This window comes from Paraburkholderia dipogonis (assembly GCF_046027395.1).
GTDB classification, from domain to species: Bacteria; Pseudomonadota; Gammaproteobacteria; order Burkholderiales; family Burkholderiaceae; genus Paraburkholderia; species Paraburkholderia dipogonis_A.
Map to the genome: position 1 here is coordinate 81250 of NZ_JAQQEG010000037.1, position 16169 is coordinate 97418.

The 16169-nt window shown below is 63.6% G+C and carries 15 protein-coding genes; 10 read left to right on the top strand and 5 right to left on the bottom strand.

Annotated features, from left to right (window positions below):
* Positions 1-202: 202 nt before the first annotated feature.
* Together PQR32_RS31445 and PQR32_RS31450 are read left to right on the top strand one after the other, a co-directional pair.
* Entirely contained in the window at positions 203-928 is a 726-nt protein-coding gene (locus PQR32_RS31445; protein WP_012432166.1) for a response regulator, read from the top strand.
* The gene (locus tag PQR32_RS31450) at positions 912-2231 is read left to right on the top strand and encodes an ATP-binding protein (protein ID WP_408236350.1); all 1320 of its coding nucleotides are present in this window, start codon (positions 912-914) and stop codon (positions 2229-2231) included. The genes PQR32_RS31445 and PQR32_RS31450 overlap by 17 nt, the downstream gene beginning before the upstream one ends.
* 79 nt (positions 2232-2310) lie before the next feature.
* Here the strand turns inward: PQR32_RS31450 and PQR32_RS31455 are convergent, their stop codons facing one another.
* Positions 2311-2577 carry a double-stranded DNA-specific endonuclease gene (locus PQR32_RS31455; protein WP_007175813.1) on the bottom strand — a complete coding sequence of 89 codons (267 nt, stop codon included), beginning with the start codon at positions 2575-2577 and terminating at the stop codon, positions 2311-2313.
* A gap of 149 nt (positions 2578-2726) precedes the next feature.
* Positions 2727-4418 carry a sensor domain-containing diguanylate cyclase gene (locus tag PQR32_RS31460; RefSeq protein ID WP_408236353.1) on the bottom strand — a complete coding sequence of 564 codons (1692 nt, stop codon included), beginning with the start codon at positions 4416-4418 and terminating at the stop codon, positions 2727-2729.
* 711 nt (positions 4419-5129) lie between these two features.
* Here PQR32_RS31460 and PQR32_RS31465 point away from each other — a divergent pair.
* Positions 5130-6881, top strand: a complete 1752-nt coding sequence (locus PQR32_RS31465; protein ID WP_408236356.1) for an ABC transporter permease — start codon at positions 5130-5132, stop codon at positions 6879-6881.
* A gap of 19 nt (positions 6882-6900) precedes the next feature.
* The gene (locus PQR32_RS31470) at positions 6901-8247 is read left to right on the top strand and encodes an ABC transporter ATP-binding protein (RefSeq protein WP_408236359.1); all 1347 of its coding nucleotides are present in this window, start codon (positions 6901-6903) and stop codon (positions 8245-8247) included.
* A gap of 99 nt (positions 8248-8346) precedes the next feature.
* On the opposite strand, the gene PQR32_RS31475 is transcribed toward PQR32_RS31470, so the two are convergent.
* From PQR32_RS31475 to PQR32_RS31485, 3 genes are all read right to left on the bottom strand, one after another.
* Complete coding sequence (locus tag PQR32_RS31475) at positions 8347-8916, bottom strand: hypothetical protein (RefSeq protein ID WP_408236361.1); 570 nt, start codon at positions 8914-8916, stop codon at positions 8347-8349.
* A complete protein-coding gene (locus PQR32_RS31480) occupies positions 8913-9491 on the bottom strand; it encodes a hypothetical protein (RefSeq protein ID WP_408236364.1) in 579 nt (192 codons plus the stop codon). Before PQR32_RS31480 ends, PQR32_RS31475 begins: the two co-directional genes overlap by 4 nt.
* A 369-nt stretch (positions 9492-9860) precedes the next feature.
* Positions 9861-10919, bottom strand: coding sequence for a sigma-54 interaction domain-containing protein (locus tag PQR32_RS31485; RefSeq protein WP_408236367.1), 1059 nt, complete (start codon positions 10917-10919; stop codon positions 9861-9863).
* Positions 10920-11299: 380 nt separating this feature from the next.
* On the opposite strand from PQR32_RS31485, the gene PQR32_RS31490 reads away from it, so the two are divergent.
* The 6 genes from PQR32_RS31490 to otsA all read left to right on the top strand — a co-directional run bounded on the left by PQR32_RS31490 (position 11300) and on the right by otsA (position 16028).
* Positions 11300-11617, top strand: coding sequence for an ElaB/YgaM/YqjD family protein (locus PQR32_RS31490; protein ID WP_408236370.1), 318 nt, complete (start codon positions 11300-11302; stop codon positions 11615-11617).
* Positions 11618-11663: 46 nt separating this feature from the next.
* Positions 11664-11939, top strand: a complete 276-nt coding sequence (locus PQR32_RS31495; protein WP_408236373.1) for a hypothetical protein — start codon at positions 11664-11666, stop codon at positions 11937-11939.
* A gap of 308 nt (positions 11940-12247) precedes the next feature.
* Positions 12248-13648, top strand: coding sequence for a sigma-54-dependent transcriptional regulator (locus PQR32_RS31500; protein ID WP_408236376.1), 1401 nt, complete (start codon positions 12248-12250; stop codon positions 13646-13648).
* 105 nt (positions 13649-13753) lie between these two features.
* A complete protein-coding gene (locus PQR32_RS31505; protein WP_408236379.1) occupies positions 13754-14023 on the top strand; it encodes a hypothetical protein in 270 nt (89 codons plus the stop codon).
* 152 nt (positions 14024-14175) lie between these two features.
* Positions 14176-14388 carry a hypothetical protein gene (locus PQR32_RS31510; RefSeq protein ID WP_408180381.1) on the top strand — a complete coding sequence of 71 codons (213 nt, stop codon included), beginning with the start codon at positions 14176-14178 and terminating at the stop codon, positions 14386-14388.
* A 212-nt stretch (positions 14389-14600) separates the two neighbouring features.
* Positions 14601-16028 carry an alpha,alpha-trehalose-phosphate synthase (UDP-forming) gene (otsA, locus tag PQR32_RS31515; protein WP_408210176.1) on the top strand — a complete coding sequence of 476 codons (1428 nt, stop codon included), beginning with the start codon at positions 14601-14603 and terminating at the stop codon, positions 16026-16028.
* The last annotated feature ends 141 nt before the right edge of the window (positions 16029-16169 follow it).

The window sequence follows — 16169 nt, forward strand, 5'->3', positions numbered from 1 at the left end:
GAATAGCCGACGATGCAACCGGTTAAAGTGGACGGCCTGCATTCGGTAAGACACAGCGTAGAGAACTGCGCAGTTCGCTGTGTTACGTGGCAGGATGCGGCTGTTACGGGGGATTACGCACAGCTTTCACCGTAACACCCGGTAACCCTTGGGGCCGGTTTGAAATCGAAAACCCTTCCTGCTGCGCGTTAAACTTCATCCCATGGCTACTCAAATACTTGTTGTCGACGACGACGTCGAATTGCGCGATCTGCTCCGCGACTATCTGGCCCGCCAGGGTATCGAGGTTTCGGTGCTGCACGACGCGGGCTCGCTCGAGCGCAGGCTCGAACGCGAGCGCCCCGACCTGATCGTGCTCGACCTGATGATGCCGGGTGTCGACGGGCTCACGGCGCTGCGCAAGCTGCGCGCGTCGGGCGACGATATCCCCGTGATCATGCTCACGGCGCGGGCGGACGACGTCGACCGTATCGTCGGTCTGGAACTCGGCGCGGACGACTACCTCGGCAAGCCGTTCAATCCGCGCGAGTTGCTGGCGCGCGTGCAGGCGGTGCTGCGCCGCCGCCGCACGCTGCCGTCGGCGGCGGCGCCGGAGCAGCGCGAGCCGTTCAACTTCGGCCGCTTCACGCTGGACTTCCAGTCGCGCACGCTGCATCTGGAAGACAAGCCGCTCACGTTGTCGGGCAGCGAATTCGCGTTGCTGAAGATTTTCGTCAATCACCCCATGCGCACGCTCACGCGCGAGCGCCTGCTCGAACTGCTGCACGGTCCGGAATACGACGGCACCGACCGCGGCATCGACGTGCAGGTCTGGCGTCTGCGCCGCATTCTCGAAACCGACCCGTCCACGCCGCGCTTCATTCAAACCGTGCGCGGCCGCGGCTACGTGTTCGTGCCCGACGGCGAACAGCATGCGCCGGCCCATTGATTCGCTGTTCGGACGGCTGGCGCTGCTAGTCGTCGCGGTGCTGCTGCTGTCGCATTTCGCGTGGTACGCGCTCATGCGCCTCGAGCGCAGTCAACTGCAAACGCGCTACGCGGTCGAGGAAGCCACCTTCCTCGTCGACGCGGTGCGTCAGCACGTCGCCCGAACGCCGGATCAGCCCTTGCCGTCACGCGTCAAACTGGTCGATCCGGCAAGCCCTGAAGTGCCGCCGGAAAGCGCGGACATGCCGCCACCGCTCGAACGTTTCGTCGAAGACGTGCGTGATCGCATGCCGTCCGGCACGCAGGTGCGCGTCGGCCTGCCGGGCCGTCCGCCCACGCTGTGGGTGCGCGCCACCTCCGACCGAAGCTGGATCGTCGTGCCGGTGCAACCGTTGCGCACGCCGCGTTCGCTCGACCGCACGGTGCTGTGGCTTGCGATCATTTTCTCGTTCGCGGTGATGGCGGCGCTGTTCGCCGCGTGGGCGCTGCAGCAGCCATTGCGCTCGCTCGCCCAGGCGGTGGCGCGTTTCGGCCGCGGCTTGCCGGTGCCGCCTGTGCCGGAGCGCGGGCCGCGCGAATTGCGTCAACTCACACATGGTTTCAACCAGATGGTCCAGGAAGTGGCGCGCACGGAGAACGACCGCGCCGTGATGCTGGCGGGTGTGGCGCACGATCTGAAAACGCCGCTTGCGCGTTTGCGCCTGCGCGCCGAAATGATGGACGAAGTGAAGATGCGCGACGGCGTGGTGCGCGACGTCGATTCCATGACGCATATCGTCGAACAGTTTCTGGTGTTTGCCCACGACGGCGCCGATCGCAGCGAAGCGGTCGAAGTGGATGCGCAGTGCGAGCGGGTCGTGCGCAGTTATCGCGCGGTGACCTCCGGTGCGCCCACGGTGCAGACCGAACTCAACGCGGGGCCGGCGTTCCTGTTGCCCGCCGCCACGCTCGACCGGATTCTGTCAAACCTGCTCGACAACGCACACGCATACGGTGCGCCGCCGATCGTCGTCGCCACGGCGCGTACCTCGCAAGGCTTCACTTTATCGGTGAGCGACAGCGGCAGCGGTATCGCGGCCCAGGATCTGATCAACGCCAGCCGGCCTTTCGTGCGGCTCGATCCGGCGCGCGGCGGCAACGGCCATAGCGGCCTCGGACTCGCCATTGTCGAGCGGCTGGTGCGACGTGCGGGCGGGGAGTGGGAGATCGGCAACCACGGCGGCCGTGGTTTGCGAGTCTTGATGAGCTTTCCGTTCGAAGTGTTGCCGCGAGTCGCGGCAGCTTCGGAGAGTGTCTGGAGTTAATAGGTGCGCGGAGCGGGCTTTAGCAGTCCGCGCCACGTCTTGAGATCCGAAGACAAGGTTCGGAAGACGCGGCCGGAAGCTAGTCTGAGAACAACGTATTCAGCGCATTCGCCGCGTCGCTATCCACCGTATTCCACGTCACCGTTTCGGCTTCGAAAATATAGTGCGTGGTGTATTTGCCGAGACGCGCCAGAATTTCCTCCTGAATCAGTTCCGGCGCCACGTCCAGTTTCAGATACCACGCGGTAGACGACAAGCGCGTCTGGAACGCGCCGTATTCAGCCAGCAGATGGTCGAACGCGTCAGCATCCTGATCGCGACAGACGATGACCAAATTTCCCTTCATGCGAATCTCCCGTTAAAGCGGTAGCGGCAACCTCGATCTATATCAGGATCGATCATACCTGCTTCGTTACGGGATGCCCGAGGGGGCGCTTGCCTTGCATCAGCTTGTGTGCTGATTGACGCGCCGGTGGGTAGCGTCTGGCGAACGCATCACCAGACGTTGGCCACCGTGCGGGTAGGCGGCGCGGTGTCGTCGGGCGGCAAGGCTTCGGTGCGGTCGCGGCCGCCCGATTTTGCCGCGTACAGGGCCATGTCGGCGCGGCTCATGATCCGTTCGGGCAGATCGTCGGGCGAGAGTTCGGTGATGCCGATGCTCACGCTCAAACCCACCGAAGCGGGCAGCTTCGGCGAAGGGACCGCTTTCAGACGCAGCCGCAAGCGTTCGACGACTTCGTGGCCGCCAGCCAGGTCCGTGGCCGGCAGCAGCAGGCCGAATTCTTCGCCGCCGAGCCGGCCGATCGCGTCGGCGCCGCGCAGCTCGGCGCGGCAGGTGTCGACGAAATGTTCGAGCGCGCGGTCGCCGGCGGCGTGGCCGAAGCGGTCGTTGATCTGCTTGAAGTGGTCGAGGTCGGCGATCGCCATGCACAACGGCTCGTTGCCCGCATGCGCGCGTTCGATCTCATGACGCAGCAGGTCGAGAAAGTAGCGCCGCGACAGCGCGCCGGTCAGCGCGTCGTGGCGCGCCTCGGCCGACAGCAGCGTGTTGGCGGATTGCAGTTGTTCGGCGAGATCGCGCGTGGCGCGATGATGGCGCCGCTCGCGCACATACGACACCGTGATCACCCACGCCAGCGCGACCGTGCCGGCCAGCGTCAGAAACACCAGCAAATGATCGCGCTTGTGATTGCGCAGCAGTTCCGGCCAGGCCACGAGCGGATCGACCAGATGCGCCGACAGTCCCGAGTTCAGGCCGCCGCGCGTTTGATAGAGCGACGGCATAGGTCGGTCGGACATGCCGAACAGTTGCCCGGCCACGGCGGACGGCACCCACGGCGCCTGTTCGCGCACCTGTGAGTCCACGCTGATATGGATGTCGGGAATCGCGTCGCGCAGGTAGATGGTCTTGCGCTCGGCAGGCGTCATCTGTGTGACGCGTGAGTTCGGCAGCGCGCGGCCTTCGAGCTCGCTGTTGTGCGCCATGATGATGACGCCGTTGTCGTCGGCGACGAAGGTGCCGGCGTGCGCGACCCAGTGGCGCAGCCGCGCGATCCCGACCTTGGCGACGACCACGCCGACCAGCAGGCCGTCCGCGTAAGCCGGCGCGGCGATGAAGATGCCGGGCTCGCCGCTCGCGCGGCCGACGCCATAGGCTTCGGAGAACGCGCCGAGCAGCGCGTTCGTCAGATAGCCGCGCACGCGCATGTCGGTGCCGACGAAGGAGCGCTCGGCCGCGAGCGGATTGTTGATGGAGTTGCTCGAGGCAACGCAGACGCCATTGGCGTTGACGAGCCAGATCTGGTCGAGCCCGGAGAAGCCTTGCGCGTCGTGCAGGAAGTTGCTCACGGCGCTCATCTGCTTGTCTTTCAGCAACGCGGCGCGTAGGACGGGTTCCGTCGCTTCGCCGTTCACGGCATAATTCTGGGATTGCACCAGAGCGCGCTGGACCACGTCCATTTCGGCCATGGTTGCGGGGATGGCGCGAGACATCGCAAGGTCGCTGGCGATCACCTCCGCCATGTTGTCCACGATCGACGCCGACATTTGCCGCTGCGCACGCAGGGCCGCGTCCAGCTCTTGCTGTACCATCCGGTCCGCAACCATGCCGGCCACGAACCAGCAAACCAGAACGATCAGCATAAAGCTGACCGGCCCGGTTGCCTGGCGCAAGGTTGTCCTGTTCATCGACCCTCTAATCCGTCTGGCTGTGACATGCAACTGGCTCAATCGTGGCAGCGCGCTCGCGCTGTTTCGCCCCTGTGGAAGCGGTCGGCAAATACGCCGTCGCTGTGGCCCGGATAAACCGATAACAGGCGTCGTCTCCTGATTTTAACCGTCATGGGGCCAGACGCCACCGTTATTGCGGGAATGCGAAGTGCGGCCGCCGCGTCCATCAGGTTCTTAACGGCAGCCCGGCCGGATTCTTGATGGTTGTTCGGGTTTTCCGGGTGAGTTTGTGCGTTGTCGCGGCAGCCTCCGCAAGGGTCGCCGATGTGGTCGGTGCGCCACGATAAATAGTCAGCGGCGCGATCAGTGCCCGCTGACCTGAGGGCGGCAGCTTGAGGCTTTCCGCTATTTATTGCTATTTGCCGTGAAAGGTTGTGCCTGAAACATAGGATGGTGTAGTGTCGTGCCGTCCAAAACAAGGAAAGCTCGCCAGCCCTCCGGGCGGCGCCTGCGGCGACAGGAGTCTGGCTTGACGGTTGCGGTCCTGGGCGGGTTCGTTCACGGACACATTCGTCACCGGTTCATGTGTCTCCAACGCTAACGATTTACCGCGCACACGCGTTTTGCCATGCCTGATTTCCGCTTTCCGGACCGATCTTCAGACCGCCGCGCCGAAGCCGCGGCCTCCTTGCTGTTCTTGAACGCCTGGTTCGACGGGGAGGGCATCTGATGGACTTCAGCTTCAACCTGAAGCGCACCGCCAATGCATCGGCATGGCGGGTGCTGCCCAACCGCTGGGACTTCGTCGCCTTCCCGCTGATCATCTGTGTGATCGCCATGGCGGCAATCGGCTTTCACGAGACCTTGGCGCCCATGTCGACGCTCAAGACTCAAGCCATCTCGCTCGACCCGGCGAACCTGCCTGAATACGCGATGCGCACCACGCTGCGCATGCTCGCGGCCATGGTCGCCTCGCTGACCTTCACGCTCGTGTACGGCACGCTGGCGGCCAAGAGTCGCCGCGCCGGCCTGGTGCTGGTGCCGATTCTCGACATCCTGCAGTCGGTGCCGGTGCTCGGCTACATCTCGTTTACTGTCACCTTCTTTCTAGCACTGTTCCCGGGGCGCGTGCTCGGTGCCGAGCTCGCGGCGATCTTCGCGATCTTCACGAGCCAGGCGTGGAACATGACGTTCAGCTTCTATCAGTCGCTGCGCACCGTGCCGCGTGATCTGGACGAAGTCTCGCGCGGCTTTCACCTGACTTCATGGCAGCGCTTCTGGAAGCTGGAAGTCCCGTTCTCAATGCCGGGCCTCATCTGGAACATGATGATGTCGATGTCGGGCGGCTGGTTCTTCGTGGTTGCCTCCGAGGCGATCACGGTCGGCAACAGAACGATCATCCTGCCGGGGATCGGCGCCTATCTCGCGCAGGCGATCTCGGACAAGAACCTGCACGCGATCGGCTGGGTCATCCTCGCGATGACGGTCGTGATTCTCGCGTACGACCAGTTGCTGTTCCGTCCGCTCGTCGCGTGGGCCGACAAGTTCCGGATGGAAAACACCAGTTCGGGCGACGCGCCGGAATCGTGGCTGCTCGATCTGATTCGCCGTACTCGCCTGATCCACCGATTGCTGGTGCCGCTCGGCTGGATGTTCGCCAAGGCCGCGCGCGTGCCGTTGCAACTGCCGTCCTTCCAGGCGCCGCGCTTCCAGATTCCGCAGAAGCAGAAGAATTCGCGCGTCGGCGATATCGTCTGGGCGACGCTGGTGCTGCTTACGACCGTCTATGTGGTGTATCGCGTCGTGATTTATGTGCGCACCGGCGTGTCGCTGGATGAAGTCTGGCACGTGTTCGTGCTCGGGCTGATCACGCTGCTGCGGGTGGTGGTGCTGATCGCGATCGCGTCTGTGATCTGGGTGCCGGTCGGCGTGCTGATCGGCTTGCGCCCGGCGCTTGCCGAGAAGTTCCAGCCGCTCGCGCAGTTTCTCGCCGCGTTCCCGGCCAATCTGCTGTTCCCGGTGTTCGTGATTGCGATCGTGCGCTTCCATCTGAACCCGGACATCTGGCTGTCGCCGCTGATCGTGCTCGGCACCCAGTGGTATATCCTGTTCAACGTGATTGCCGGCGCAACGTCTTATCCGAACGACTATCGCGAGGCGGCCAAGAACTTCCACATCCGCGGCTGGCAATGGTGGCGCCAGGCGATTTTGCCGGGCATTTTCCCGTATTACGTCACGGGCGCGATCACCGCGTCGGGCGGCGCGTGGAATGCGAGCATCGTCGCGGAATTCGTGCAGTGGGGCGACACCAAAGTGGCCGCGCACGGTCTGGGCGCTTACATTGCGCAGTCCACTGCCGCGGGCGACTATCCGAAGATCATCGTGGGCATTGCCGTGATGTCCCTGTTCGTGACCCTGTTCAACCGCCTGCTGTGGCGTCCGATGTACGCCTACGCCGAAGCCAAGCTTCGGCTCGATTGAGTAATAAAGGCAAAACGCGATGCAAAATCCTAAAGCTGCTATGGCCGCCGCGCCGATCCAGACCCCGCCGAAGCCGCCGCGTCTCGGCGAAGAGATCCTGCGCGTCAAGGACGTGTGCCGCGGGTTCAACAAGTCGCAGGGCGAACTGCTCGTCCTCGACGACGCGAACCTGTCGCTGCGCGAAGGCGAGATCGTCGGCTTGCTGGGCCGTTCGGGTTCGGGCAAGTCGACGCTGTTGCGCATCATCGCCGGTCTGATCGAGCCGACCGACGGCGAAGTCACCTATATGGGCAAGCCGCTAGACGGCCCCGCCAAGGGCGTCGCGATGGTGTTCCAGACCTTCGCGTTGTTCCCGTGGCTGACCGTGCTGCAAAACGTGGAAGCGGGTCTCGAGGCGCAAGGCGTCGGCGCGAGCGAGCGGCGCACGCGCGCGCTCGCGGCAATCGACCTGATCGGTCTGGACGGTTTCGAAAACGCCTATCCGCGCGAGCTGTCGGGCGGCATGCGTCAGCGCGTCGGCTTTGCGCGCGCGCTGGTGGTCGACCCCACGCTGTTGCTGATGGACGAGCCGTTCTCCGCGCTCGACGTGCTGACTGCCGAAACGCTGCGTACCGACCTGCTCGATCTGTGGACGCAAGGGCGCATGCCGATCAAGGCCGTGCTGATCGTCACGCACAACATCGAGGAAGCGGTGTTCATGTGTGACCGCATTCTGGTGTTGTCGTCGAATCCGGGCCGCGTGATCGCCGAGATCAAGGTGCCGTTCAAGCATCCGCGTAATCGTCTGGACCCGGCGTTCCGCCGGCTGGTGGACGACATCTACGCGAAGATGACCGCGCGTCAGACGGACGAAAAGACCAAGAAGGGTCTCGAACTACATAGCTGGCTGCCGCACGTGTCGACCAACCTGATGGCTGGTCTGATCGAAACGCTGGCCGCGGCGCCGTACCACGGCCGCGCCGACATGCCGGAAATCGCCCGTTCGCTGCATCTTGAGGTGGACGATCTGTTCCCGGTCGCCGAAGTGCTGCAGCACCTCGGTTTCGCCGACATCCGCGAAGGCGACATTTTCCTGACGCCGCCAGCGCGCGTGTTCTCCGAGTTCGGCACTCAGGAGCGCAAGATGATGTTCGCCGAACATCTGCTGCGGCACGTGCCGCTCGCCGCGCGAATCAAGAAGGTGCTCAACGAACGGCCGGGACATCGCGCGCCGCGCGTGCGCTTCGAGCAGGAGCTGGAGGATTTTCTGTCGGACAGCGCCGCGGAAGAGACGCTCGACGCGGTCATCAACTGGGGCCGTTATGGCGAGATCTTCTCGTACAACGACCAGACAGAAATCTTCAGTTTGGAAGACGTGGAGTCTTAAGCGCGTTCGAGTTGCGCGTTTGAGTTCATTGAGACACGCGAAACCAGCTCGAAGCAAAAACGGCAGGGGAGACCCTGCCGTTTTTTCATTGCCGCGCATTTATTGCAGACTGCCCCAGCGCGTGACGGCCGGTTCCGCGGACGCCCACTTCCAACCCTTGTCCTGCTGACACGCGCTCGCCGTGTACCAGTCCTCATGCGCGTTCGGGCCGTCGCCGTCCTGCACCGAGAACACGAATTCCTTGCAGAGCGCGAGGGCCGAACCGAACGCGCGCGTGACCCGTACCTGGCCGTGGCCATTCTCGATCGGCAACGTGTGCTTGACTGCCCAGGGACGAGTCTCGCCGACCGGCATGGCGCCCGCCAACGCGGCAATCATGTTCTGCTGATCGGTGTGCATGGTGCGCATGTAGCGGCCAACGGCCTCGTCGGTCGCGGCCTGCACGGCAATGCCGACGCCGATGCCGATTGCCGGATTGGACGTCACCAGCCCGGACGCGACGCCCGCCGCCGCGCCACTCGCCGCGCCGACTGACGAGCAGCCGCTCGTCAGGACGCTTGCGCCGACGCAGAGCGCGCCGGCCAGCACGAGCCGCAGCCGGTTGCCAGACCAGGCAGCGAGGCGAGGGCGGCGCGCCGTGAGGCCAGCCGTATGCGAACGCGCCGTCATTGCAACGCGCCCCAACGTTCGGTAGCGGGTTCGGCCGACGCCCACTTCCAGTTGTCGCCGTCGCGGCAGATCGATGCCACGTAAAACGCGCTGCTTGCCGGCACGTTCTTGGTGGCCGCCTGATCGACGGAGAAGACGATTTCCTTGCAGTCGAGCGCGCCCGCGCTGATCGTGCGGCTGACGGTGACGCGACCGTGCTCGTCGTCTTCGATCGGCATCGAATGGGTCACGCTCCACGGCGCCACGGCTCCCACCTCCAGCGGACCGGCAATTTTGGCGATACCGTCCTGCGTATTCGTGTGAACCACGCGCTCCGAGTACTGCACGCCGGCACGCGCCGCGGCCACCGCGCCCAGGCCGATGCCGGTCGCGACCGCCGCGTTGCTGGTCACTTTTGCCGCGAGCGCGGCGCCTGCGATACCGGCGCCGGCGGTGGCGCCTTCCGAATAGAGCGAGCTACAGCCGCTCAACGCCGACGAGACCGCCACGACAATAGCAACGAGCGCCGTTGCATTGGGACGTCCACGCCCGGCTGTTCGTTTTGCCCATTCGGCCCACACCATACTTTTTTGCATTTCCCTGTCTCTGCTCCTGCAATTGCCTTTCGTTCGCGCTCGAATAACGGCTGTGCGAACGAGTAACACGCGTTCCCCACCTAGCAATGCGTGTGCCGCATTTTGCAGGATGCTATTTGTAATTGGCAGAGGGAAAATGCAAGCAATTGCAAAAGATGGTGCGAGACAAATCGGTTTCTGGTGGGCTGCGGCCGATTTTGATTGGTGGTGCGAAGGGATTCAGTTTGAGATTCAAGGCCCGCGAAACAGGTTTTTTTGCAACTGGCTGGAACGGGCGCTCAGACGTCGAAGCACGCATGCGCCTCTGGACATTCGGGCGCTGTCGCAAGCACTCACGCGGCTTCGCCACCTGAGTGCCGCGTCGTGATTTTATTGCTCCGGCTCTTCTTCCGCCCCTTCGTCGCCGTATGCGCTCAAGCGGTTGTACAGTGTTTTGAGACTTACGCCGAGGGCTTTGGCCGCGCGTCGTTTGTCGCCGCCGCAATATTTGAGCGTGCCGAGAATGATCTGCTTTTGCGCGTCGGCGAGCGGCGTGCCGATCCATACGCTCATCGCATCGCCCTGCGTCATAGGCTTTTTTACGCGCGACGCGAGATGCGGATGCGGCAGCTCCACGATCTTCTCCGCGAGAATGAACGCGCGATACACCGCGTTCTTCAACTCGCGCACGTTGCCCGGCCACGACCAGGTGCGCAGCGTTTCGATCGAGCGTTTGCTGAAGCTTTTGCTCGCACCTTCCTGCTGATTCAGCAGCGCGAGGAAGTGCTGCGCAAGCAGTTCGCGATCGCTCTCGCGCTCGCGCAGCGGCGGCGCGCGCAGCGGGAAAACCGCCAGCCGGTACATGAGGTCTTCACGCAGACCGTTTTCCTTGACCGCGACAGCGGGGTCGCGATTGGTCGCGGCGATCACGCGCACGTTGCCGCTGATCAGGTCATTGCCGCCGACGCGGTAGAAGGTGCCGGTCTCCAGCGCGCGCAGCAGCTTCACCTGGCGCACCGGCGCCATTTCGGTAATTTCGTCGAGGAACAGCGTGCCGCCGTTCGCGTGTTCGAAGTAGCCGATGCGGCCCTGGACCGCCCCCGTGAAACTGCCTTTCTCGTGGCCGAACAGCTCGGCTTCGATGAGTTCGTCGGGAATCGCGCCGCAATTCACGGCGACGAACGGTGCGTCCTTGCGGCTGCTTTGATCGTGAATCGTGCGGGCAATCAGTTCCTTGCCCGTGCCGGATTCGCCGATGATCAGCGCGGTCGCGTCGGTGCCGGCGACGCGCTGGATCTGCTCGTACAGATCCAGCATCACCGGCGACGAGCCGTACAGCAGCCCGTACGATTTCAGTCCCGCGATGCCGTCTGCGACGCGCTGCTTCGCCAGTGCCGAAGCATTGCCGCCAGCGGAGACGGTGGGCGAGGCCAGGTCGATTGACGCCATAAACGGGGGTCCTGTGCAAATGAGTTCGTTGTTGCGGCGCGCAGGCCTGGGAACGAGATAAACCAGCGATGCCGCTATCTCTCAAAGATCGATTTAACCACTTTGACACCGTTTTCGGCAAACGATGTGAGGATCCAGGAAATACATTTGTGCACGGTCGGTCGAAAGTGCCTGGCTGCTGACTGACTGACACGCGCGAGGCAAACTTACCGGGCACGGCGTTTGCAGCGTCCCCCCGACACGCGTGTGCTTTTTTTGTGCGATGGCCTTGCCTATCGGCATGTTGCGCGACGGTGGCGATCGCCATTCGCCAATTTGCAGCGGTATGCGGCCTCGCCGGAACGCACAGGCGAACGCCGAACTCAGACCAGGAGTGAATGATGACTGACACCACGCAACAGCTTGCACTCGGCGGCCAGAAGATTGTCGAGGATCTGCGGGTGCTGCTAAAGGACTCGGAAGAAATGCTGCGGCTTGCCGCCAACGTGCCGGGCGAAGGCGTCGGCGCGCTGCGCGACAAACTCGGCACGCATGTCGAAACCCTGCAATCGGCGCTCGGCGATGCGCAGCAGAACGCGCAGCGGCGTTATCGGGCAGCCACCGTCAATACCGAACGCTACGTGCGGCACAACCCGTGGCGCTCGATCGGCATTGCCGCGGGCGTCGGCTTTCTGCTCGGCGTGCTGACCGCGCGCTAAGGCGTAATCCAGTACCAATCCGCTTCATGACGACAAGGAGTTCACGATGGCACGACCCAAAATCGGCATCTTCGGCGCACTGATGGCGCTCGGCGGCTTTCTGGCAGTGCGCTATGTACAGCAGCGCAACCGCGCCGCGCAAGTCCCCGTGGCGCGTGAGTTGAGCCGTTGGGAAAACGAGGGCGGTACGGTCGCGGCGCCGGCTACGCCGGCGGCCAATCAGGCGGCCACGGCGGGCGACACGAGCCCGAGCGCGCATGGCGCCAACGGCTCCGCTTATCCGAACGGCAATGGCGGCGCATGGCCGTTCCCGCGCAGTTGAGCAGGCTTGCCTGCAAGGCATCGCCGGCGCGCCGCGCTGACGGCCCGGCGCCCGGTACAACTTGCTAATTTGTCTCGATAAAGCCTTATAATAGGCAAATTGACAACAATGGCGCTTTGGGCCGGTGGGTTTGCCCTAGTATTGTTGCAAGTTTGAATCAAGTCGTTGGTTTCGCGCGTTGACTTCAAGTTGGTGGGTGCTCACATTAGAGCCCGCGGCAACGGCGCAGCGCCAGGTCAACGGCACGCTTTTCAGCATGCGCTTTAGCATGTTTTTCCATACCCACGTTTGCAGGCCTTCGAGACGCGATGCCACATGTACTGATTGTCGATGACGATGCGGGTACCCGCGAGGCGCTTTCCGCCATCATCGGGGAAGACGGTCTGACTACCGCCACCGCGGGCGATTTGCGCGAAGCGCGCATTCAACTGGTTCGGCAGATGCCGGATGTCGTCTTTACGGACCTGAAGCTGCCCGATGGCAGCGGGGTCGATCTGTTCGAAGATCTGGATCCGCGCTCCGGCGTGGAAGTGATCGTGATTACCGGGCATGCCACGGTGGAGTCGGCCGTCAACGCGCTGAAGATGGGCGCCACCGACTATCTGGTGAAGCCGATCAACATGCAGCGCGTGAAGGCGATCCTCTCGCGCCTGCCGCGCGCCGGCGACCTGAAGGCGGAAATCGGCACGTTGCGCGGCGAGTTGCGCCGCATGGGCCGCTTCGGCCTGATGCTCGGCAATTCGCCGGCTATGCAGGAGGTCTACGATCAGATCGGCCGTGTCGCGCCGACGGCGGCGTCAGTGATGCTGGTGGGCGAGTCGGGCACCGGCAAGGAAGTCGCCGCGCAGACGCTGCACCAGCTCAGCTTGCGTCGCAAGCACGCGTTTCTCGCGGTGAACTGCGGCGCGATCTCGCCGAACCTGATCGAATCGGAAATGTTCGGCCACGAGCGCGGCTCGTTCACCGGCGCGGATCGTCAGCACAAGGGCTATTTCGAGCGCGCGAACGGCGGCACGCTGTTCCTCGACGAAATCACCGAGATGCCGATCGAGTTGCAGGTGAAGCTGCTGCGCGTGCTGGAAACCGGCATGTTCATGCGGGTCGGCACGACCAAGGAAATCGAAACCGACGTGCGCCTGATCGCGGCGACCAACCGCGATCCCGAGCAGGCCGTGCTGGAAGGCAAGCTGCGGCTCGATTTGTACCATCGGTTGAACGTGTTCCCGATCAGCCTGCCGCCGTTGCGCGACCGGGGCAAGGACGTGGAACTGCTGGCTCAGGCGTTCCTCGACGAACTCAACGAACGCCACAGCACGAAGAAGCATTTCCCCGCAGCGGTGAAAGACATGCTGATGTCCTATCCGTGGCCGGGCAATGTGCGCGAGCTGAAGAACTACGTGCAGCGCGCGCACATCATGTCGGGTACGGACTCGGACAGCACGGCGACGGTGCCGTTGCAGATCACGCTATCGAAGCCCGCGGCCGGCACGGCGATTACGATTCCGTTCGGCACGTCGCTCGCCGAAGCGGACCGTCAATTGATTCTGGCCACGCTCGAGCAGTGCGGCGGCGTGAAAACGCGGGCCGCCGAGATTCTCGGCATCAGCCTGAAGACGCTGTACAACCGCCTGGTCGAGTACGGCAACGACGCGCGTGACGACGGTGACGCCGCCGACGAATCGCGCGCACTGGGCGGCGCGGACGCTTGACGCCACCCGCGCCGCTAACACGACCGACGCCGTCCAGCCGGGGGCGCATCCGTAACGGCACAGGCCTTGCTGCGATCCGATGGAACGCAAACGAGGATAAATAACATGCCGGACTACGTTACCGCTCCCGCGCTTCCCCTGCCGATGCACGCTCACCGTCCCGAGCCGATCGAGCCGCCGTCACCGCCTCCGGTTGCGCCGCCGAGCCCCGGCGAGCCCGACACTGTTCCCGTTCCGAGCCCCGATCCGAGCCCGCAACCGATCGAACCGATCGAACCGGTGGCTCCGCCGATCGGCGATCCGCCGCCGCAGCCCACGCAAACGCCACAAGCCAGTCAGCGTCGGACGACACAGCCGTTACGCATGCAACTCTGACTCGTTCTGTGCGTTATGCCACAGCCCGGCGCAGGGAATTTATGTACTTGTTACAAAGGCGGCGCATCTTTTACCGGCAATTTACCGTCGTGACCCCTAGACTGTATGGATGCCGCGAACTTGGCGGCGAGCTTCCCTTGGAGGCGTGGATCATGAGACATCCAGCACTGCGACGTTCAGCGCGCCATTCGAAGCGCGATTCCCGGCCGGGCGGCAGCAAGGACAGCCCGCCGGCGTCGCCCGATCCGGCAGGGCAGAACCGCGTCGCGCCCGATGCGCCGCCGGACGGCGAGCACAACCAGGGCGGCGTGCGTCCGGAAGGGCTGGAATACCAGCGCGACCTCGGTTCGGAACAGGACGCCTGAGCCGATGTGATGGCCGGTAAGAGGCCTTCCGGTTTTGTCATACAAAGCAGAAAAAATTTCTTCGCGTCGAGATACGGTCGCGTGTTTCTGCTCGCCTGTCACATTTGCATACATTTTTATTTCCAACATCTCAAAAAACGGCACGCGACTTGCATGCACCTTTTTGGCACATATCCGTATGCAACGAAGCAACTGAACTAGGTGGAGAACCAATGAGCAGACTGATCGTGGTATCGAATCGTGTCGCGCCGACTCAGGAAGGCCGTCCCGCAGCGGGTGGCCTCGCTATCGGCGTGCTGGACGCGCTGAAGGAGAGCGGCGGGGTCTGGTTCGGCTGGAGCGGGGAGACGGTGAGTGAGCCGAGCGCTCCGGTGATCGAGAAACAAGGCAATGTGACGTACGCGACGGTGGGCCTCACCAAGCGCGACTATGACCAGTACTACCGCGGTTTTTCCAATGCGACGCTGTGGCCGACGTTCCACTATCGCAACGACCTGTCGCGCTACGACCGGCAGGAATACGCGGGCTATCAGCGCGTCAACGCGACATTGGCGAAGCAGCTCAAGGCGTTGCTCAAGCCCGACGACATCATCTGGGTCCACGACTATCACCTGTTGCCGTTCGCGCGCTGTTTGCGCGAGCTCGGCGTGAAGAATCCGATCGGCTTCTTTCTGCATATCCCGTTTCCGGTGCCGGAAGTGCTGCGCACCATTCCGCCGCACGAAGAACTGGTCAAGGCCATGTGCAGCTACGACGTGATCGGCTTTCAGACCGATGCGGATCGCCAGTCGTTCGTCGACTTTATCGAGCGCGGCCAGCACGGCACCTCGAGCGAGGACGGCATGGTGCACGCGTATAACCGCTTCCTGAAAGTGGGCGCGTATCCGATCGGGATCTATCCGGACGCGATTGCCAAAGCCGCCGAGCAGTTCACCGACCGCAAGCCGGTGCGCAGCCTGCGTGACGGTATGCGCGGACGCAAGCTGATCATGAGCGTCGACCGCCTCGATTATTCGAAGGGGCTGGTGGAGCGCTTCCAGGCGTTCGAGCGGCTGTTGCTCAACGCACCGGGATGGCACGGCCGCGTGTCGCTGGTGCAGATCGCGCCGCCGACACGCGCGGACGTGACGACTTACCAGCGGATTCGTCAGACGCTCGAAGGCGAAGCGGGCCGCATCAACGGCCGGTTCGCGCAACTCGACTGGACGCCGATCCAGTACCTGAACCGCAAATACGAGCGCAATCTGCTGATGGCGCTGTTCCGTCAATCGCAGGTCGGCTACGTGACACCGCTGCGCGACGGCATGAATCTCGTCGCGAAGGAATATGTCGCGTCGCAGGATCCGGCCGATCCGGGCGTGCTGGTGCTGTCGCAATTCGCCGGCGCCGCCGAACAACTGCCGGGCGCGCTGGTCGTCAATCCGTTCGATCTATCGCAGATGGCCGAAGCGCTGGAACGCGCACTGTCGATGCCGCTCGCGGAACGTCAGGCGCGGCACGCCGACATGATGGCGCCAATGCGCGAGAACAATCTGTCGGTGTGGCGCGATACCTTCCTTGCCGATCTGCGCAATGTCGCGACGGCATCTTCGGTGACGGCCAAAGCGGTAAAGCTCGCTGACGTGACCGCGTCGTCGTAGCCGGATCAACGGTCGCGCGGCTTGCAGTGCAGCCGCGTGTGCTGGTCACGTCTTTTGAGTAGAGCAGCGCTTGTAACCTGGGAGAGTAAGGCGCGACTCGCGTAATGCGATGGACCGGCGTATTTTTTTTTTTGTTGGGCC